The sequence below is a fragment of the Ruegeria sp. CDSA033 genome, from assembly GCF_059612305.1.
The window spans coordinates 274,402-294,215 of the sequence record NZ_JBXWQI010000005.1; the positions used below are offsets into that span (position 1 = coordinate 274,402).

General features: G+C 55.9%; 20 protein-coding genes. 12 read left to right on the plus strand and 8 right to left on the minus strand.

Annotated elements, in window-relative coordinates; all coding sequences use genetic code 11:
* Positions 1-116 precede the first annotated feature (116 nt).
* From AC2FLA_RS09740 to AC2FLA_RS09775, 8 genes are all read left to right on the plus strand, one after another.
* Positions 117-1,157, plus strand: coding sequence for a substrate-binding domain-containing protein (locus AC2FLA_RS09740; RefSeq protein ID WP_496721814.1), 1,041 nt, complete (start codon positions 117-119; stop codon positions 1,155-1,157).
* 82 nt (positions 1,158-1,239) lie between these two features.
* Entirely contained in the window at positions 1,240-2,712 is a 1,473-nt protein-coding gene (gene pstC / locus AC2FLA_RS09745; RefSeq protein ID WP_282118431.1) for a phosphate ABC transporter permease subunit PstC, read from the plus strand.
* On the plus strand, positions 2,709-4,070 hold the full coding sequence (gene pstA / locus AC2FLA_RS09750; protein ID WP_496721815.1) for a phosphate ABC transporter permease PstA: 1,362 nt from the start codon (positions 2,709-2,711) through the stop codon (positions 4,068-4,070). The genes pstC and pstA overlap by 4 nt, the downstream gene beginning before the upstream one ends.
* Before the next feature lie 12 nt (positions 4,071-4,082).
* Positions 4,083-4,880: a phosphate ABC transporter ATP-binding protein PstB gene (pstB, locus tag AC2FLA_RS09755; protein ID WP_058271912.1), complete on the plus strand. Its 798-nt coding sequence runs from the start codon at positions 4,083-4,085 to the stop codon at positions 4,878-4,880.
* A gap of 16 nt (positions 4,881-4,896) precedes the next feature.
* Complete coding sequence (phoU, locus tag AC2FLA_RS09760) at positions 4,897-5,598, plus strand: phosphate signaling complex protein PhoU (RefSeq protein ID WP_058271623.1); 702 nt, start codon at positions 4,897-4,899, stop codon at positions 5,596-5,598.
* A gap of 12 nt (positions 5,599-5,610) precedes the next feature.
* Positions 5,611-6,300, plus strand: coding sequence for a phosphate regulon transcriptional regulator PhoB (phoB, locus tag AC2FLA_RS09765; RefSeq protein ID WP_496721816.1), 690 nt, complete (start codon positions 5,611-5,613; stop codon positions 6,298-6,300).
* Positions 6,301-6,426: 126 nt separating this feature from the next.
* Complete coding sequence (locus AC2FLA_RS09770) at positions 6,427-7,656, plus strand: acyl-CoA dehydrogenase (protein WP_496721817.1); 1,230 nt, start codon at positions 6,427-6,429, stop codon at positions 7,654-7,656.
* 120 nt (positions 7,657-7,776) lie between these two features.
* Positions 7,777-8,544 (plus strand): SDR family oxidoreductase, encoded by a 768-nt coding sequence (locus AC2FLA_RS09775; RefSeq protein WP_496721818.1) that lies wholly within the window; start codon positions 7,777-7,779, stop codon positions 8,542-8,544.
* Here the strand turns inward: AC2FLA_RS09775 and AC2FLA_RS09780 are convergent.
* Together AC2FLA_RS09780 and AC2FLA_RS09785 are read right to left on the minus strand one after the other, a co-directional pair.
* A complete protein-coding gene (locus tag AC2FLA_RS09780) occupies positions 8,541-9,410 on the minus strand; it encodes an acyl-CoA thioesterase (RefSeq protein ID WP_496721819.1) in 870 nt (289 codons plus the stop codon). The genes AC2FLA_RS09775 and AC2FLA_RS09780 overlap by 4 nt on opposite strands.
* 49 nt (positions 9,411-9,459) lie before the next feature.
* Positions 9,460-10,689: a serine hydrolase domain-containing protein gene (locus tag AC2FLA_RS09785; protein ID WP_496721820.1), complete on the minus strand. Its 1,230-nt coding sequence runs from the start codon at positions 10,687-10,689 to the stop codon at positions 9,460-9,462.
* A 196-nt stretch (positions 10,690-10,885) separates the two neighbouring features.
* Here AC2FLA_RS09785 and AC2FLA_RS09790 point away from each other — a divergent pair, with 196 nt between their 5' ends.
* Complete coding sequence (locus tag AC2FLA_RS09790; protein WP_496721821.1) at positions 10,886-11,494, plus strand: 2-hydroxychromene-2-carboxylate isomerase; 609 nt, start codon at positions 10,886-10,888, stop codon at positions 11,492-11,494.
* Positions 11,495-11,502: 8 nt separating this feature from the next.
* On the opposite strand, the gene AC2FLA_RS09795 is transcribed toward AC2FLA_RS09790, so the two are convergent.
* Entirely contained in the window at positions 11,503-12,528 is a 1,026-nt protein-coding gene (locus AC2FLA_RS09795; protein WP_496721822.1) for a phosphotransferase family protein, read from the minus strand.
* 23 nt (positions 12,529-12,551) lie between these two features.
* The gene (locus tag AC2FLA_RS09800) at positions 12,552-13,370 is read right to left on the minus strand and encodes an SDR family oxidoreductase (RefSeq protein WP_496721823.1); all 819 of its coding nucleotides are present in this window, start codon (positions 13,368-13,370) and stop codon (positions 12,552-12,554) included.
* Positions 13,371-13,504: 134 nt separating this feature from the next.
* Between AC2FLA_RS09800 and AC2FLA_RS09805 the strand changes: the two genes are divergently transcribed.
* From AC2FLA_RS09805 to AC2FLA_RS09815, 3 genes are all read left to right on the plus strand, one after another.
* Complete coding sequence (locus AC2FLA_RS09805; RefSeq protein ID WP_282168318.1) at positions 13,505-14,506, plus strand: NADPH:quinone oxidoreductase family protein; 1,002 nt, start codon at positions 13,505-13,507, stop codon at positions 14,504-14,506.
* A 126-nt stretch (positions 14,507-14,632) separates the two neighbouring features.
* A complete protein-coding gene (gene aroQ, locus AC2FLA_RS09810) occupies positions 14,633-15,082 on the plus strand; it encodes a type II 3-dehydroquinate dehydratase (protein ID WP_058271633.1) in 450 nt (149 codons plus the stop codon).
* The gene (locus AC2FLA_RS09815) at positions 15,079-15,834 is read left to right on the plus strand and encodes a LuxR family transcriptional regulator (protein WP_108858614.1); all 756 of its coding nucleotides are present in this window, start codon (positions 15,079-15,081) and stop codon (positions 15,832-15,834) included. Before aroQ ends, AC2FLA_RS09815 begins: the two co-directional genes overlap by 4 nt.
* Positions 15,835-16,202: 368 nt before the next feature.
* Here AC2FLA_RS09815 and tsf read toward each other — a convergent pair whose 3' ends face one another.
* The 4 genes from tsf to olsB all read right to left on the minus strand — a co-directional run bounded on the left by tsf (position 16,203) and on the right by olsB (position 19,721).
* The gene (gene tsf / locus AC2FLA_RS09820) at positions 16,203-17,078 is read right to left on the minus strand and encodes a translation elongation factor Ts (RefSeq protein WP_496721824.1); all 876 of its coding nucleotides are present in this window, start codon (positions 17,076-17,078) and stop codon (positions 16,203-16,205) included.
* Between the two features lie 76 nt (positions 17,079-17,154).
* A complete protein-coding gene (rpsB, locus tag AC2FLA_RS09825) occupies positions 17,155-17,958 on the minus strand; it encodes a 30S ribosomal protein S2 (protein WP_496721825.1) in 804 nt (267 codons plus the stop codon).
* Between the two features lie 166 nt (positions 17,959-18,124).
* Positions 18,125-18,961, minus strand: a complete 837-nt coding sequence (gene olsA, locus AC2FLA_RS09830) for a lyso-ornithine lipid O-acyltransferase (protein ID WP_496721826.1) — start codon at positions 18,959-18,961, stop codon at positions 18,125-18,127.
* Positions 18,962-18,965: 4 nt separating this feature from the next.
* Positions 18,966-19,721 carry an L-ornithine N(alpha)-acyltransferase gene (olsB, locus tag AC2FLA_RS09835; RefSeq protein ID WP_496721827.1) on the minus strand — a complete coding sequence of 252 codons (756 nt, stop codon included), beginning with the start codon at positions 19,719-19,721 and terminating at the stop codon, positions 18,966-18,968.
* Positions 19,722-19,814 lie beyond the last annotated feature (93 nt).

Here is a 19,814-nt window from a genome sequence, read left to right on the forward strand (position 1 = left end):
TCGTTACGTGTCATAAAACCGTTACGTACTTGTCACAAAAGGCTTACGCACGGCTTTTAGGAGTTCGCGCAGATCATCATGGGGTGATCACAATTTTTCTTTTCAGGGAGACTGAAATGTCCTTTGTAAAACTGTCGGCTTCGGCGCTTACCATTGCTGCTGTATCGGCTACCGCGGCCGCCGCTCGTGATCAGGTTCAGGTTGCGGGTTCTTCAACCGTTCTGCCATATGCCTCGATCGTAGCAGAAGCCTTCGGTGAGAATTTTGACTTCCCGACACCGGTTGTTGAATCGGGTGGTTCCTCGGCAGGTCTGAAGCGTTTCTGTGAAGGTGTCGGCGAAAACACCATCGACGTTGCGAACGCATCGCGCCAGATCCGTGAAAAAGAAATCAAAGCCTGCGCTGAAAACGGCGTGACCGACATCATCGAAGTTCAGATCGGTTATGACGGCATCGTTTTCGCATCCGACATCAACGGCAACTCGTTCGAGTTCACGCCGGAAGACTGGTACAAAGCCCTGTCCGCACAGATCGTTGTCGACGGTGAGCTGGTCAACAACCCGAACAAAACCTGGGCCGACGTGAACCCCGCGTTCCCGGCGCAGCCTATCGCAGCCTTCATCCCGGGCACCAAGCACGGCACACGTGAAGTGTTCGAGGACAAAGTGATCCTGGCGGGTTGTGAGCATCTGGGCGACTTCGACGTCTACAAGGCGGCCAATGGCGACGACAAGAAAGCTGCCGAGAAAGCCTGTATCGCTCTGCGTACAGACGGCGTTTCGGTCGACATTGACGGTGACTACACTGAAACTCTGGCGCGCATCGACAGCAACAAAGACGGCATCGGCGTCTTTGGTCTGGCGTTCTACGAGAACAACACCGACAAGCTGCAAGTCGCAACCATGTCTGACGTTGTTCCTTCGACCGAGTCGATTGCAACCGGCGAATATCCGGTTTCGCGTCCGCTGTTCTTCTACGTGAAGAAAGCCCATATCGGCGTGATCCCCGGCCTGAAAGAATACGCTGAGTTCTTCGTCGCTGACGAGATCGCAGGTCCTGACGGTCCGCTGGCAGAATACGGCCTGGTATCCGACCCTGAACTGGTCAATGTACAGGAAGCGGTTGCCAACGAAACCACGCTGGGCAGCGGTTCCTAATCACACATACGAACGGAACCGGGGCGGTTTTCCACGCCCCGGTTCTTTTTGACTCCATCTCTGCCATCCCCACGGAGTTCTCATGGCGTTATCCTGGCTGTTGCTTATCCTGCTTGCGCTGGCAGTGATCGGATTTTTTGCGGGTCGGTCCCGCGCTCTGGCAAGTGCGGGTGGTAACGTCCGCGATTTGCATTCTTTACCGTCTTACTACGGTTACAACGTTGCGTTGACGGCTCTGGTTCCCGCAGTAGGGGTGCTGATCGTCTGGCTTCTTGCCCAGCCGATGATCGTAAACAGCACGGTATCCAGCCTCATTCCTGATCAGGCAGTGCCCGAAGGGTCGGAGCGTGGCCTGATCATGAGTGAAGTGCGCCGCGTCGCATACGGCCTGGACGGCGCTGTCGCCAGCGGTGCGATGACCGAAACTCAAGCCCGAAACGGCAATGCGGATATTGAAGCGCTGACAAAAACGCTGAAAGACGCAGGCCAGGTTCTGACTCAGGACATCACACAGCCGATTTTAGTCGCGGCACAAAAGTTCCGCAGCATGACGTCCACAGGGACAGTTGCGATGCAGATCGTGGTTTTGGCCTTGGCACTACTTGGGGCCGCCTTTGCTTATGTACGTACGCACAAGGAATTTAGGGCCCGCAACGTGGTAGAGCAGGGGGTTCTGGCCCTTCTATTGCTGGCCGCGTCAATCGCGATCCTGACAACCATCGGCATTGTTCTTTCGATGCTTTTTGAGACGATGAACTTCTTTCAGCTGCATTCGTGGAAAGACTTCTTCTTTGGCAGCACGTGGGCACCGAACTTCCGCGGTGGCAGTGAACTGTCGATCCTACCGCTGCTCTGGGGCACGCTGTACATTTCAGTGATCGCGCTGCTTGTGGCGGTCCCGATTGGACTGTTCGCCGCGATCTATCTGTCTGAATATGCCTCGGGCGTCACGCGGTCCATCGCCAAGCCGTTGTTGGAAATCCTCGCCGGTATTCCGACCATCGTTTACGGTCTGTTTGCTCTGCTGACCGTGGGTCCGGCGTTGGTGTCGATGTTCGGCGACGGTGGCATGCTGGGTGTGGGTTGGATGGCCAGCTCGAATGCGGTTCTGACTGCCGGGTTGGTTATGGGGATTATGCTGATCCCGTTTGTCTCGTCACTGTCGGACGACATTATCAACGCGGTGCCACAAACCATGCGCGACGGCTCGCTGGGTCTGGGTGCGACGCATTCGGAAACCGTGCGCAACGTGATCCTACCGGCCGCGCTGCCTGGTATTGTCGGCGCGATCCTTCTGGCCGCAAGCCGCGCCATTGGTGAAACGATGATTGTTGTGATGGCCGCCGGAGCGATCGCCAAATTCTCGGGCAACCCGTTCGAGGCGATGACAACCATCACCACGCGGATTGTCAGCCAGCTCACCGGCGATACCGATTTTGCCAGCCCCGAAACGCTGGTGGCCTTTGCGCTGGGTCTAACCCTGTTCATCATCACACTGGGGCTGAACATCTTCGCCCTCTACATCGTACGCAAATACCGGGAGCAGTACGAATGACCGATATTTCCCAAACGCCTGACGCTGCTCCGACCACGAAGCCCAAGGGTGGTTCGCTGTTCGAAAAGGACGCGCGCACCAAGCGGCGCAATGCGGCCGAAAGCCGGTTCAAAATGTACGGCATCGCCGCCATCGGGATCGGCTTGCTGATGCTAATTGTGCTGGTGACCAATATTGTCACAGCCGGAACTGGTGCCTTTCAGCAAAGCTTTCTTGAATTGAATGTCGAGCTTAAGGCCGACAAGCTGGACAAGAAGGGCAACCGGAACATCGAGGATATCAAGAAGGTTTCGACCTTTGGCTATGCCCCTCTGATCGCGTCTGCGCTGGAAAGCGAAGTCGAAAAGCTGGGCATCCAGACAGACTTGAAACCCAAGGAGATGGGCAAGATTCTGTCCAAGGCGGCGCAGGCCGAGTTGCGAAACTATGTCATCGCCAATCCCGATGAGATCGGCAAGACCGTCAGCTTCCGCTTTTTGGTCAACAGCCGTGTCGATGGCTACATGAAAGGCCGCGTAACCCGCGAGTCGATTGCCAACGACAAGAGTATCTCGGTCGAACAGTTGGATTTCGTGGATCAACTGCGCGATGCGGGTGTGCTGTACAAAGCCTTCAACCCGGATTTCATTTTCGGTGCGGATGCCTCTGATCAACGGCCCGAAGCGGCTGGGATCGGTGTCTCCATGCTGGGTTCATTGTTCATGATGTTGGTGGTTCTGGCCCTGGCCTTGCCCATCGGTGTGGCGGCTTCGATTTATCTTGAAGAGTTCGCACCGCAAAACCGGTTGACCGATATCATCGAGGTCAACATCTCGAACTTGGCTGCCGTTCCCTCCATCGTCTTCGGTATTCTGGGTCTGGCTGTGTTCATCAACTACATGCACCTCCCAACTTCCGCCCCGCTGGTGGGTGGCCTGGTGCTGACACTGATGACATTACCGACGATCATCATCTCGACCCGCGCGTCGCTGAAAGCTGTACCGCCATCAATCCGAGATGCGGCGCTTGGGGTAGGGGCCTCGAAAATGCAAGCGGTTTTCCACCATGTCCTGCCGCTGGCCGCGCCCGGTATTCTGACAGGCACCATCATTGGTTTGGCGCAGGCGTTGGGGGAAACCGCACCGCTGCTGCTGATCGGTATGGTGGGCTTTATCGCCTCAAACCCGCCCGACGGAATTGTTGCGGGTTTCCTGTCGCCGAACTCGGCCATGCCGGCGCAGATCTATGAATGGTCCAAGCGCGCCGACCCGGCCTTTTATGAACGTGCATGGGGGGGCATCATCATCCTGTTGATCTTCCTCGTTACAATGAACACCATTGCGGTACTTCTGCGCCGCCGCTTTGAACGCCGCTGGTAAATGGGGGCTATTATGAATGATATGACACGAGTGGAGAGAACCGTGGACTCCAAAGCCATCAAGATCGCCGCCAACAACGTCCAAGTTTACTACGGCGACACGCACGCCATCAAAGACGTGGATGTCCAGATCGAGGACAAGACCGTGACGGCCTTTATCGGCCCATCGGGCTGCGGCAAGTCCACTTTTCTGCGGTGCCTGAACCGGATGAACGACACCATCGACATTTGCCGGGTCGAAGGCGATATCCTGCTGGACGGCGAAGACATTTACGACAAGCGTGTCGACCCGGTGCAGTTGCGTGCCAAGGTCGGAATGGTGTTTCAGAAACCCAACCCGTTCCCTAAGTCGATCTATGACAACGTGGCCTATGGCCCGCGCATCCACGGTCTTGCAAAGAACAAATCAGAACTGGATGATATCGTTGAGAAATCTCTGCGTCGCGCTGCGATCTGGGATGAAGTCAAAGACCGCCTGGATGCCCCGGGAACCGGTCTGTCCGGTGGTCAGCAACAGCGCCTGTGCATTGCCCGTGCCGTGGCAACGGAACCTGAGGTTTTGCTGATGGACGAGCCATGCTCGGCGTTGGACCCGATTGCCACAGCCCAAGTCGAGGAACTGATCGACGAACTGCGTTCGCGCTATTCGGTGGTAATCGTGACACACTCAATGCAACAGGCCGCGCGGGTGAGCCAGAAAACGGCGTTCTTCCATTTGGGTAATCTGGTTGAATTCGGCGAGACCGGCCAGATCTTTACCAACCCCGAAGACCCCCGCACGGAAAGCTACATTACCGGCCGTATCGGCTGAGGACAGGTATTTGAACATGACCGAACAACATATTGCATCCGCATTCGACCGCGACCTTGAAGCGGTTCAGGCCCATATCATGAAGATGGGCGGTCTGGTCGAGGCCGCGATCATGAACGCCGCGCGCTCGCTTGAAACCCGGGATGTCGAATTGGCCCAAGAGGTGCGTCAGGGCGACAAAGCCATTGATGCGCTTGAGGATCTGATCAACGAAGAAACCGCGCGGGTGATTGCGCTGCGGGCACCCACAGCGAGCGACCTGCGTCTGGTTCTGTCTGTTCTGAAGGTCTCGGCCAACCTGGAACGTATCGGCGACTATTCCAAAAACATCGCCAAACGCACCACGGTTCTGGTCGACGCCGGTGAGATCAACGGCAGCGCCGCAGCCCTGCGCCGTATGGCGCGCGAGGTTGAGAGGATGCTGCGCGACGCGTTGGACGCCTATATTCAACGTGACGCCGAATTGGCCGCTGACGTGATCCAGCGGGATGAAGAAGTAGACCAGATGTATAACGGCCTGTTCCGCGAGTTTCTGACTTTCATGGCTGAAGATCCCCGCAACATCTCTTCCTGCATGCACCTGCATTTCATCGCAAAGAACATCGAACGGATGGGCGATCACGTCACAGCCATCGCTGAGCAGGTGGTCTATCTGGTGACTGGGGAACGGCCATCGGAAGCACGTCCCAAAGCTGATACAACCTCGCAAACCGCCTAGGAGGCAATGATTATGTCCGCTGATCAGCCTACGGTCTTGGTTGTTGAGGATGAACTGGCCCAGCGTGAAGTGCTGGTCTATAACCTCGAAGCAGAAGGGTTTCGTGTATCCAAGGCGGCCAATGGCGACGAGGCATTGCTGCTAGTTGATGAAGACAGCCCGGACATCATCGTTCTGGACTGGATGATGCCTAATCTCAGCGGGATCGAAGTGTGCCGCCGCCTTAAAACGCGCCCGGATACACGATCGATCCCCATCATCATGCTTTCAGCCCGGTCGGAAGAGGTCGACAAGGTGCGTGGTTTGGAAACCGGGGCGGATGACTATGTGGTCAAGCCGTATTCGGTTGTCGAGCTTATGGCGCGCGTGCGCACACAGTTGCGCCGTGTTCGCCCGGCAACGGTCGGTATCAAGCTTGAATTTGCGGATATCATTCTGGATTCCGAGACACATAAGGTCAGCCGCAACAGCAAGCCGCTGAAACTGGGCCCGACCGAGTTTCGTCTTCTGAGCACGTTCATGGAAAAACCGGGTCGTGTCTGGAGCCGCGAACAGCTGCTCGACCGGGTCTGGGGGCGCGATATCTATGTCGATACCAGAACAGTTGACGTTCACATCGGCCGCTTGCGCAAGGCGTTGACGCAGCATGGCGGCGATGATCCCGTGCGTACGGTCCGCGGCGCAGGGTATGCGCTGGGGTAAAAGCACAGGGCAGGGCGCATTGCCCTGTTCTATGCGGTTTACTCATGGTTCGATGCGAAACTGTGGCTGTTATTTGCGCTGGTGGTTGGGTAGTTTGCAAAAAACCTCACTAAGCGGAGAAGCAAAATGAACGCCCCGAACACCAAACCGACTTTGCGCGCCAAAGACGCACCTGAGATGGGGGCTTTCTCGTGGGACGATCCGTTCCGTTTGGCGGATCAACTGACTGAAGATGAGCGCATGATCGCCGCGAGCGCGCAGGCATATTGTCAGGAAAAACTGCAGCCACGGGTTCTGGAAGCCTTCCAGAACGAGGAAACGGATCCGGAAATCTTCCGAGAAATGGGTGAAATGGGCCTTTTGGGCACCACGATTCCAGAAGAATATGGCGGTCTTGGTGGCGGCTATGTGTCTTACGGCCTGGTCGCGCGCGAGGTTGAGCGTGTCGATTCCGGCTATCGCTCGATGATGTCGGTGCAAAGCTCATTGGTGATGTACCCGATCTATGCATATGGCAGCGAAGAACAGCGCCGGAAGTACCTTCCAAAACTGGCCAGTGGCGAATGGATCGGTTGCTTTGGTCTGACAGAACCTGATGCCGGCTCAGACCCAGCGGGCATGAAAACCCGCGCGGAAAAGATCGACGGTGGTTATCGGCTGACCGGCAGCAAGATGTGGATCTCGAATTCACCCATCGCAGACGTCTTTGTGGTGTGGGCCAAGTCCGACGCCCATGACGGCAAGATCCGTGGCTTTGTTCTGGACAAGGGCCTTAAAGGTCTGAGCGCGCCCAAGATTCAGAACAAGATGAGCCTGCGGGCGTCGATCACGGGTGAGATCGTTCTGGACGGCGTCGAAGTGGGTGAGGGTGCGTTGCTGCCGCATGTTCAGGGCCTAAAAGGACCGTTCGGCTGTCTGAACCGCGCCCGTTACGGGATCAGCTGGGGCGTCATGGGCGCCGCGGAAAGCTGCTGGCACGGTGCTCGTCAGTATGGTCTGGACCGCAAACAGTTCAACAAGCCACTGGCGCAGACGCAACTGTTCCAACGCAAACTGGCAGATATGCAAACCGAGATCGCCCTGGGCCTGCAAGCCAGCCTGCGTGTTGGCCGTTTGATGGATCAGGCCGAAGCAGCGCCCGAGATGATCTCGCTCGTGAAGCGCAACAACTGCGGCAAAGCGTTGGACATCGCACGAATGGCCCGGGACATGCACGGTGGCAATGGCATCTCACTGGAATTCCAAGTGATCCGTCACATGGTTAATCTGGAAACTGTGAACACCTATGAGGGCACGCACGACGTTCATGCGTTGATTTTGGGGCGGGCACAGACCGGACTTCAGGCCTTCTACTAGGATATTTTAGATACCGCATAATCGGTATTATGGTAAAAATATGGTATTGGCAGTTTCCAGTTTTCCCAAAATTGCCAATGCCTTACGATGCCTTTCAAAATGTCCAATTCGGAGCCCCTGATGAACTTGAATGGCAAGACTCTGGTGATCACCGGTGCAGCCAACGGTATCGGTAAAGGTCTGGCAACCCGGTTCGCGCGCGAAGGTGCAACGGTCGTATGCGCGGACATAGACACCCAAGCTGCGCGTTCTGTGGCCATGGAAATCAACGGACACGCGGTCACATGCGATGTTTCAGACGAAGACAGTATCAAAGCGTTAATTGATCACGTCGAAGATGAGATTGGCCCGATTGATCTGTTTTGTGCAAATGCCGGCATCCTGACTCTTGGTGGTCTGGAAGTTCCGGATGAAGACTGGGAGCGGATCTGGAAAATCAACGTCATGTCGCATGTCTGGACCGCGCGTCATCTGGTTCCGCATATGATCGCGCGCGGCGGTGGCTACATCATGACAACGGCCTCGGCGGCCGGACTTTTGAACCAGCCTGGCGCTGCACCATACGGCGTTTCTAAACACGCCGCCGTGGGCTTTGCCGAATGGCTGTCGCTGACATACAGCCATAAAGGCCTGCGCGTTTCCGTTCTATGTCCGCAAGCGGTTCGGTCCGAAATGACACGCGGCTTTGAGGATTCGGTAGCGTCAATCGACGGTATGCTAGAGCCTGAAGACGTGGCCCAGGCCTGTGTCGAAGCCATTGAGTCGGAACAGTTTCTGGTGCTACCGCATTCGAAAGTGTTGGACTACATTCGGCACAAATCCAATGATTACGACAGCTGGCTTAGGGGTATGAACAATTTAAATCAACAGTTTACGGACGATGATTAAAGTTTCTTCTGGGCTTTTCGCATCAGGCCTTCCTGCGTGACCGAAGCAACCAAATTGCCGTCTTGTGCATAAATCGACCCTCGGTTGAAGTTGCGCCCTCGCCCACTCCATGGCGAATCCATCGAATACAGATGCCAGTTTTCAAAATGGATCGGCGCGTGGAACCACATGGCGTGATCCAGGCTGGCCCCATTGACCTGACCTGTAAACCAGCTGAGGCCATGCGGTCGCATACCTGATCCCATCAGATACATGTCAGACGCGTAAGTCAGCAGCAATTGCTGAGTGGCGGAATCCGCCCCCACTGCGCCGGGCATGCGGAACCAGACCTGATTTCGATCGTCCGATTTTTCAGGATGGAACGGATCAAGATGGCTGGCCTCACGGACCTCAATCGGCCGTTCGCGTGTCAGCTCACCACGCATGTGTTTGGGTACCAAATCCACGTATTTCTTGCGCAGTTCAGTGCGCGACGGATAACTTTCCGGGTCCTCCATCTGGGGCATCTCATGGTGATGATCCCAGCCTTCATCCTGAATGTGGAACGAGGCCGATACGTTCAAGATCTGTTTGCCATGTTGTATCGCGACCACGCGCCGTGTGGTAAATGAACCTCCATCCCGGGCTCTATCAACTTGATAAATAACAGGAATAGATGGATCACCCGGGCGAATAAAATACGCATGCAGCGAATGGCACAGCCGATCATCCACAGTACGGTACGCCGCCGCCAGAGCCTGCGACACCACCTGCCCGCCAAAAATTCGCGTCGGAGTCTCGCCGCCTGACCCGGTGCCTCGGAACAGGTCAACTTCGAGCCTCTCGAGGTTCAAAAGGTCAAGAAGGACACGTTCTGCTTCGGTCATTGGCGACTCTCCGGTTAGCTATGAAAAAGGCGTATCAGCGCCACCCGGGTCAATCAACCAACGCGCCCATTACCAGCGCCTTTAGCTCGGATCGGGACGGGTAAGAACTGGACGGCGACAATTGGGTGAAGAATACGGCCGACAGATCGTTGCTGCGGTCAATCCAGAAGAATGTCGAAGCCATACCGCCCCAACTAAAATCACCTAATGACCCAGGTGTTCGGGTTCTGCCAGGGTTGATGATGACAGACCCGGCCAGACCAAATCCCATGCCTTCCATCGGTTGCTCGGCAAAGCTTTGCGGGCCCATCGAGGCGATATCGCCCGGCAAGTGGTTTTGCAGCATGAAATCGACTGTCTTTGAACCCAGCAAGCGGTGGCCGTTGCCCTGCCCCCGATTTCGCATCATCTCGGTGAATTTGACGTAGTCGTCGATCGTGCTGACCAAACCGCCACCGCCCGAAAAGGTCGTCGCCATTTCAAAAGGGGATGCGCCTGCCTCGTCTGTCAATCGCAGGGTGTCCTCGCCGGTCTCGGCTGAATTCAGCGCCATCGCGTCCCCGGCCAGCGGCGTATAGAGAGACGAGAACCGATCCCCTGCCCCTTTGGGTACAGAAAATCCGGTCTCGGCCAGCCCAAGCGGCTCAAAGATCTCTTGCTCGAAGAACTGATCCAAGGATTTGCCGGACACAACCTCGACCACGCGGCCCAACACATCAGTGGAAACTGAATATTCCCAACGGGTTCCGGGCTGGAATGCCAATGGCAGTTGTGCCAGTGCGCTGATCCTGTCCTTCAAAGGCCCTTGATTTGGGCTAAAAATTAGCTTCCGTGCATCCATTGCTGCCGGGAGAACACCGGGATTGAACGGATAACTGAATCCGCTTGTATGGGTCAGAAGCTGATGCAGTGTCGGGGATGGAGCATCTTCGGTTTGATCCAGCCTCTCCGCCCCGGGCACAAGAGCCAGCACGGAAGCAAATTCAGGCAGGAATTCAGAGAGTGGCGCGTCGAGGTGGAACAACCCACGCTCGGCCAGCATCATCACCGCGACCGAGGTGATGGGTTTCGTCATAGAATAGATCCGAACGAGCGTATCGCGCTGAAACGGCAGGTCCTTCTCGACATTTCTGAGGCCACAGGCGTGAAAAAACGCCTCGGACCCGTGGTGGGTCAATAGTAATGAACTGCCCGCGTATTTGCGCTCATCGACATAGCGCTGCATCCAGTCCCGTATGCGATTCAGGCGGGCGGGATCAAGGGTGGTCTGGTTGCGCATGGGTTTCTCGAACCTCCTCGGCGGTTTTGTTGATCTTGGCCGGTGACGCACTGAATTGACAGAGGAATTCCTGATTTCCCACATCGTGACCAACGGCCAGTGCGCACCAGCCTTCCCGCCTGTACACTAGACGCGTTATAGATTCGTCTGGTGGTTCAGAGTTCATTTCACAGATCGTCGTATCGGAGTTTAGACAATGACGCAGACCATAGATTTCATTTTCGATTTTTGCAGCCCAAACGCATTTCTAGCCCATAAGGTTTTGCCCGAACTGGCGAAACGAAATGGCATGCAGGTAAGCTATGTGCCCGTGTTACTGCCGACGATATTCAAGGCGACGCATAATCAGAACCCGTTCGAGGCATTCTCGGAAAACCGCCAGAAAACGGCCTATCTGACCCATGATCTTCATCGCTTTGCCCGCAGACGCGGATTGAGCTTTCATATGAGCCCGCATTTCCCGGTGAACACAAAATTTGCCACGCGCGGCGCTGTATTTGCCTCGGGAAAATCCTGGGAATCCAAATATATAAACGCGATATTTGATGCGATCTGGGTGCATGGCCAGAAAGTTGATGAACTGGGAGTGCTGATGGATATCTTGCAGGAAAACAAACTTCCTGCGCGCAAGATCCGCGAGGCTATGACGGGTGCCGAAATAAAGCAGCGGCTCAAAGAGCAATCCAAAGCCGCCGTAAAGCAAGGTGTATTCGGTGTGCCCACAATGTTTGTGGGCACCGAGATGTTCTTTGGCAAAAACAGCCTTGGCAATATTGAGTTGGAGCTTTCCCGGCCATCAGACTGACGGAATATCTACGATTTCATTGCTTCCAGCCCGTGTTTTGCAAACACCGGAACATAAGCCCCAAATACCTGCGCGCGTTTGGGATCAGACGCGTTGCCATCCAATGCGCGCTTGTACACACCCTGTAGAATTCCGGCCATTCGGAAGAAATTGAACGCCAGGTAGAACCCGAAATTTTTGATTCCGGGTAGGCCGCGACGCTGGCAATATCGCCGGATAAACTCTTGATCCGACGGTATTCCCAGGGCTTGACGGTCGATGCCTGCCAACCCGCGCCCCTCGTTTCCGGGGGGTAATTGCCACTGCATGATGACTGCCGCCAGATCTGCGTATGGGTGCCCAATCGTCGACAGCTCCCAATCCAGAACGCCAATGCAGCGCGAACCGTTTTGCTCGAACATCAGATTATCAATGCGGTAGTCACCGTGAACCAAAGTTCGCTGCCCGTCATCCGCTGGAATGGATCCCTCAAGCGCGGAAATGAGCGCATCCATTTCGGGGATGGTCGTTGTTTCGGATGCGCGAAACTGCTTGGTCCATCGGGCAATTTGGCGCTCAAAGTAATTGCCGGGCGGGCCATAGTCGGACAGGCCTACCGCGTCCACATCGACGTCATGCAAATCGGCCAGCACGCGGTTCATTTCGTCGAATATACTACTGCGAGTTGGGTTGTCGGCCTCATCCGTCGTAGGTTCAAGGAATACACGCCCCTGCAACCGTTCCATGACATAAAACGCCGAACCGATGATGTCGTCATCCTCGCAAAGCAGCATCATCCGAGGGACCGGAACCGCGCTATCGGCCAGTGCGCTTTGAACGCGAAACTCGCGTTCCACAGCATGGGCTGATTTCAGCAAAACGCCTGGCGGCTTACGGCGCAGCACGTAAGTCTTGGACGGTGTGCGCAGTTCGAAAGTCGGGTTGGATTGTCCAATGGCGAACTTCGTCGCTTCCAGCGGCCCCATGTAACCGTCCAAATTTGCGCTGAGATAGGTGTCTAGCGCCGTCAGGTCGAGTTGTGATTTATCACGCATTTCCAATAACTATTCCCCCGGCCCTATAGTGCTTCGGCGAAGAGATTACCGGCGGTCACCACGTTCAGGCCCCCAGAAACCGGGATAACGGCTCCGGTCACATAGCTGCCGCCACGCCCGCACAGGAACAACAAACACCCGGCGATATCCTCGTCGCGACCTACACGGCCCAACGGAACTGTCTTGCCAACCTTTTCGCGCGTGCCCTCGTCTGCCGTCGCAAAGGCTGTCATCCGTGATACAAATGGTCCCGGCGCAAGCGCGTTAACAGTGACGTGATAGGGCGACAATTCCTTGGCCAGAATCTTGGTCAAGTGCAGCACCGCAGCTTTGGATGCGGAATAGCTGTAGGCACCGTCGCCCATCGGTACCTCACCCATTACCGATCCAACGTTGACCACGCGCGCCGGATCATCAGGTGTTCCGGACTTCATCAGCATCAGCAACAGACGCTGCGTCAGTTCGAACAGACCAGCGACGTTGACGGAATTGACCTTTTCCCACGCGTGATGGGGAAACTGTCCCAGCGGTGAACCCCAAGAGATGCCCGCATTATTCATCAGGATATCGAGGGTATCCGTGCGATTCTTGACCTCATCGACCATGGCCAGAACGCCTTCTTCCGTTCCGACATCTCCGCTGAAACCTTCGGCGCTTCCGGGCGCGTCCAGAGCATTCAGCTCGGCCGCGACGGTTTCACAGGCTTCCCCCTTGCGCGACGCGATCAGCACGCGCGCCCCTGCCCTTACAAGCGATTCCGCAGCCATCCGGCCAATGCCGGTGGCACCGCCTGTAACCAGTGCGGTTTTTCCCTGCAGCGAAAATAGGGTTTCAGGGGTCATGGTCTGCTCCTCGGTTTTGAATTGTGGCACAGGTGGCGATTATCGGCGAGATTTGCACCCTGCGGAATTCTTGACAACATTCACCGCTGCGCCAAAGGTCCTCTCAACCGAATAACAAGGACAAGACAGTCAATATGCAAGCGTTACTCAGCGTCGCGCCGGGCGGACCGGATACATTGGAACTTACGACCCTGCCCGACCCGGTGCCAGGAAAGGGAGAGTTGCTGGTTGGGGTCAAGGCTGCTGGCGTCAATTTCCCCGATACGTTGATGATCCAGGACCTGTATCAGATTAAACCACCAAGACCATTTGCCCCCGGGGGGGAAATCGCAGGTGAGGTATTGGGCGTTGGAGAAGGCGTTAACGGGTTCGAGGTTGGGGACAGGGTTCTGGCGCTGACCGGATTTGGCGGTTTTACCACGCAATTGACGGTCAAGGCGGCCACAGCAGTGAAATTCCCCGCATCGATGCCATTCGATGACGCGGCATGTTTCATTTTCACCTACGGCACGTCCTACCACGCGCTGAAAGACCGTGCCGCATTGCAGCCTGGTGAAACGCTTTTGGTGCTGGGTGCCGCAGGTGGTGTCGGTAGCGCGGCCATTGAGCTGGGCAAGGCGATGGGGGCGCGTGTCATAGCGGCCGTATCTTCTCAGGAAAAGGCGGATTTTTGCCGTCAAATCGGCGCGGACGACACAATCGTATATTCCCGCCAGATGGATCGTGATGCCCAAAAGGCATTCTCTGGTGAAATCAAGGCCATTGCGGGCGCAAATGGCGTGGATGTAGTCTATGATGCCGTTGGTGGGGATTATGCCGAACCAGCGCTGCGAAGCATGGCGTGGAATGGCCGGTTCCTTGTTGTCGGGTTTCCGGCCGGTATTCCCAAAGTCCCACTCAATCTACCATTGTTGAAGGGCTGCCAGGTCGTTGGCGTGTTCTGGGGGGCTTCGGTCTATCGGGATCCCAAAGGCCATGCCGAAAATATCAGCGAGTTGTTCGACTTATACGCCAATTCACAGATAAAGCCGCAAATCAGTCGGCGGTTTCCTTTAGCGGATGCAAGCGAGGCACTGAAGTTATTGAACGACCGCACCGTTCTTGGAAAAGTTGTGGTAACGATGCCAGAATCCTGACTGGTTTTCGACGCTTGGTTCAAGATCAGATGGTGTTAGATGCGCGACACTCGCCTGATGAGTGCGCAGGCTGGTGGACATCCATACCTAATCACGTTTATCAACCAGTAATGGGACGGAGAATGAATGCATAAAGTTCTGATTTTGAACGGTCCGAACCTGAACTTGCTGGGCACACGACAACCCGAGGTTTATGGCCGTACAACGCTGAAAATGGTCGAAGAAACCTGTGTAAGCCACGGCGCGTCTATCGGGTTGGACGTATCACACCTGCAATCCAATCACGAAGGTGTGCTGATCGACGCGATCCACGCGGCCAAAGGCAATCAGGACGGGATCGTTCTGAACGCTGGGGCGTATACACACACCTCGGTCGCTTTGATGGATGCGATCGCTTCGGTAGACCTGCCGGTTGTTGAGGTTCACCTGTCGAACATACACGCACGTGAACCCTTCCGGCACAAATCCTATGTGGCGCCGGTTGCGCTGGGACAGATCTGCGGCTTTGGGCTGCAGGGCTATGTGATGGCGTTGGATGCGCTGTCGGCGCATTTGCAAAATGAGGGGTCCGTATGAAGCTGGGTGAGTATCTGAATTTCCTCAGCTACGTCAAAACTCTGGAAGAGCTTTGGGACGCTCATTGCCGCCAGATGGCAATTTTCGGTTTCGACCGTCTGCTATACGGCTATACGCGCTACAGGACCGAAACGTCTTTGGGAGACCCCGAAGACTTCACCATCCTTACAAACCACGGCAAAGAGTACATTGATGGTTTCGTTCGCGATGGGCTGTACTTTCATGCACCCATGCTGAAATGGGCGCTTCACAATGAAGGCGCGGCCAGTTGGAGAATGATTCAGGATATGAATTCCGACGGCACGATGACCGCCCAGGAACGCCAAGTATACGAGTTCAATCGGTCAAAAGGCGTTGTGGCGGGATACACTATCAGTTTCACCTCGGTGTCGATGCGGTCCAAGGGTGCGATCTCTCTTTCGGCTGGCGGGGCCGTTGGTCAGGATGAGGTTGACGCAATCTGGGCGGAACATGGCGATGACATCTTGTTGATGAACAATGTCGCGCATCTGAAGATACTTACCCTGCCCTACAACACCCCCAATCGCGCTCTGACAAAACGTCAGCGCGAGGCGCTAGAATGGGTTGGCGATGGGAAGACAACGCAGGACATAGCGCTTTTGATGGGGCTGACGTCGGCTACCGTTGAGAAGCATTTGAGGCTTGCCCGTGAGTCTCTTTCAGTCGAAACCACAGCGCAAGCCGTGCTCAAAGCATCCCTGCAAAATCAGATGTTCATCATGGAAGCATGATGTGTTCTTTTTGACGCTAAATTGCGTCAATTTACGTAGGGTAAGGAAAACATGACTTCCCAAATCTGAGCCCCAGTTGCAAAGTGAGATTGTTCCGTGAGTGGTGGCTTTAGCCTGGGAACGTTTTGATCGGATCTTTGCAATACCAAAGCTCTCCGGTTGCTCTGACATAAAGGCGTCTATTTGTCCGCGTCTCTTAGTCGGAATTTTGGGGGGCCTCGACCATCCCCATCTGCGGGGCCCCTCAATCCTTCCAATAGTAGTGTATGATCTGTTCCTACGCCGGAAGGCGCAAAAAAACCGACTACTGGAAAGTAGCCGGTTTAATTCTGTTCAGGTTGAGGCCCCTTTCAAGGCCTCTGTCAGATTTAGCCCTGTACGGCCTTGGCAACTTCGGCTGCAAAGTCTTCTTTTTCGACCACGATGCCTTCGCCAACTTCCAGACGGACGAAACCAGTGATGGTTGCGCCTGCTTCTTTGGCAGCGGCTTCGACGGTCAGGTCAGGGTTCACAACGAACGACTGGTTCAGCAAAGTTGATTCCGCGACGAATTTCTTCATACGGCCAACGATCATTTTTTCGATCACCTGCTCCGGCTTGCCGGATTCGCGGGCTATGTCCATCTGAACCTGCTTTTCTTTTTCGACAACAGCCGGGTCCATGTCCGCTTCGGACAGAGCCGCCGGGTTCACAGCTGCGATGTGCATCGCAATCTGCTTGCCGATCGCTTCATCACCACCGGACAGAGCAACCAGTACACCGATTTTGCCCATGCCGTTGGTGGCCGCGTTGTGGACGTAGGACACAACGGTGTCGCCCGACAGTTTCGCCATGCGGCGAACCGACATGTTCTCACCAATGGTGGCGATCTTGTCGGTCAGAGTGTCGGCAACGTTTTTGCCGCCCAGATCAGCCGCCAGCAGAGCTTCGACATTGTCGACGCCTTCTGCTGCGTAAGCAATCTTGCCAACCATTTCCTGGAATTCGGCGTTCTTCGCAACGAAGTCGGTTTCCGAGTTCACTTCGACAGCAACACCGTTGCCACCGTTGACGTGAACTGCAACCAGACCTTCTGCTGCGGTACGGCCGGATTTCTTGGCCGCTTTGGCCAGACCCTTGGTGCGCAGCCAATCAACGGCTTCGTCCATGTTGCCGCCGGTTTCGGTCAGCGCTTTTTTTGCGTCCATCATGCCTGCGCCGGTCGAGTCGCGCAGTTCTTTAACCATTGCTGCTGTGATTGCCATCTTTTGGCTCTCCTCAATTCAAACGGAATTGGGGCAGGTCTACCCTGCCCCATATGTCATTTACGTGACGGGCAGCTTACGCTTCAGCTTTGGCTTCCGGCGTGGCTTCTTCTGCAACGGGTGCTTCTTCCGCAACGACTTCTTCAACCGGTGCTTCTTCGAATGCGCCCAGGTCAACGCCTGCAGCACCCATCTGAGCGGTCATACCGTCCAGAGCAGCACGAGCAACCAGATCGCAATACAGAGAGATCGCGCGCGCTGCGTCGTCGTTACCGGGGATGATGTAATCCACGCCATCGGGCGAGCAGTTGGTGTCGACAATTGCCACAACCGGAATACCCAGCTTGTTGGCTTCGGCGATGGCCAGTGCTTCTTTTTTGACGTCGATGACGAACAGCAGATCGGGAACGCCGCCCATTTCACGGATACCGCCCAGCGATGCCTGCAGTTTGCCCTGGTCACGTTCCATGCCCAGACGCTCTTTCTTGGTCAGGCCTTCGGCGCCCGTTTCCATGGCTTCGTCGATCTGGTTCAGACGGTTGATCGACTGGGAAACGGTTTTCCAGTTGGTCAGCGTGCCGCCCAGCCAGCGGTGGTTCATGTAGTACTGAGCCGACTTTTCAGCGGCTTCTGCGATCGGCTGAGCAGCCTGACGCTTGGTACCAACGAACAGAACACGGCCACCTTTTGCGACTGTGTCACGAACGGCCTGCAGAGCCTGGTCCAGCATCGGAACGGTCTGGGTCAGGTCCATGATGTGGATGCCATTGCGTGAGCCGTAGATGAACGGGCCCATGCGGGGATTCCAACGCTGTGTCTGGTGACCAAAGTGAACGCCAGCTTCCAGCAGCTGACGCATGGTGAACTCGGGAAGAGCCATGCTATTTTCCTTTTCCGGTTTACGCCTGGGCGGGGGTGAAAGAAGCGGATGCTCCAACCGGCGGGCCAGATAAGGATGTCTCCCTCAAATAGCCCAAACCCCGCCTGCGGGTTTTAATGGCGCGCGTATACGGTAGGAATTCGCCCTGTGCAAGTGCCAAATGGCCTTATTTTTCAAGCCGCGCAATTGCATGCGCGTGGCGCACTGCCTCTTCGCAATGTGCTGCCAACGCCTTGCGGTCGGCAAAGTCGCTGACTTTGGCTGGAACGTGGTAAATCAATTCTACCGTACCCTGCCGACGCGCGCCCAAGGTCTTGAGAAGATGCGGGGCAAAATCCATATCGCCCCACCAGCCATAGAACCTATCAGGCTGCCCTTTTGGCGCGTGAAAGACCACGGAAACAGGCTGAACATACATGAAGTCCCGCAATTCATCCGAGAAGAACGCGGCGAAAAGCGTTGTTTTAAAGGGTAAAACACGAAGACCATCGGTTGAGGTGCCCTCGGGGAAAAACAACAACTTATGCCCGGCTTTCAAGCGCTCTTCAAAGATCAGAGTCTGTTCGCGGGCCTTTTTGCGATCTCGTTCGATAAACACCGTTCCCGTGGCGCGGGCTAGCCAGCCGATACCCGGCCATTTGGCCACTTCGGCCTTAGACACGAAGTACACCCGTTTGCGTGCGTTCAACGCAAAAATATCGAGCCATGATGTGTGGTTCGCGACCACAGCGCCGCGTTCGCGCATCAATTCGCCAGAGCTGCGAAAGCCAATGCCAAGAACCCGGAGCGCATTGCGGCAGACAAACTGCGCAATGAACGGAGTGATCGGACGCCGTAAACCGAACAGCGGGCGCTCGATCAGGCGAACGGTCAACAAAACGAGCAGCCCTCCAAAGACCAGCAGCGCCAAGGGAAGGCCGCGCAAGATCACCAATGCCCAGCCAAATACACCCAGTTCAATCGGGTCTGGCGCGTCGTCACTGTCCCAAAGCGGATCGTTCACTGGATCAGGCTCCGCCGTATATACGCCGCTGGCGCTCGTTCATGCGCGCCGTGTCGAGGATCAGGCAAACATCTGTAGTGTTGAACGCGTGGTCGATAAACGCCCCCTCGCCCACAAAGCCACCCAGCCGCAGGTACGCCTTGATCAGCGCGGGCACCTGTACCATCGCCCCACGGCGATCCAGCGCATCCGGCGCGACAAGGTCCATGCTTTGAAACACATCGGGTTGCGCCCTGACCCGCAGGTCCGGCGGGGCCAGATGATTGTGGTGCAACATCGACAAAGGCTGGGCGAGTTCCTGCACGTTGATACCGTGAAAGCTGGCGACCCCGAACAGCACCTCAATCTCGCGCTCGGCCACATAGCCCGCCAGACCGTTCCATAAGTGGTACATCGCCGTTCCGCCCCGATAGTCCGGGTGAAGGCAGGAACGTCCAAGCTCTAACAGTTTGCGGCCGCTCTGTTTCAACACGGTCAGGTCGTATTCATCCTCGGAATAGAACTGCCCCAATTCGATGGCTCGTTCGCCCGGTAACAGCCTGTAAACGCCCACAACTTCGCCAGTGGCGTCATCATAGGCCAGCATGTGATCAAAATAAGGATCGAACTGATCCCGCTCTAACCTTGCCTCGTGGTCCACCATCTTGCCGCCGCCACCCAATTCGCGGACGAACACGTCATATCGCAGCCTCTGGGCTGCGCGCAGTTCGGCCTCGGATTCGGCAAGTTTGACGGTGAAAGAAGGGCCTGCATCCGGCATCGGGTATTCCGCTTTTGTTTGCGCGCTGATACCGCAGTTTTCGGTCAAATGGCAACCAGCACGGCGGTGGCCCATCGTTAACCATTCTTAAAC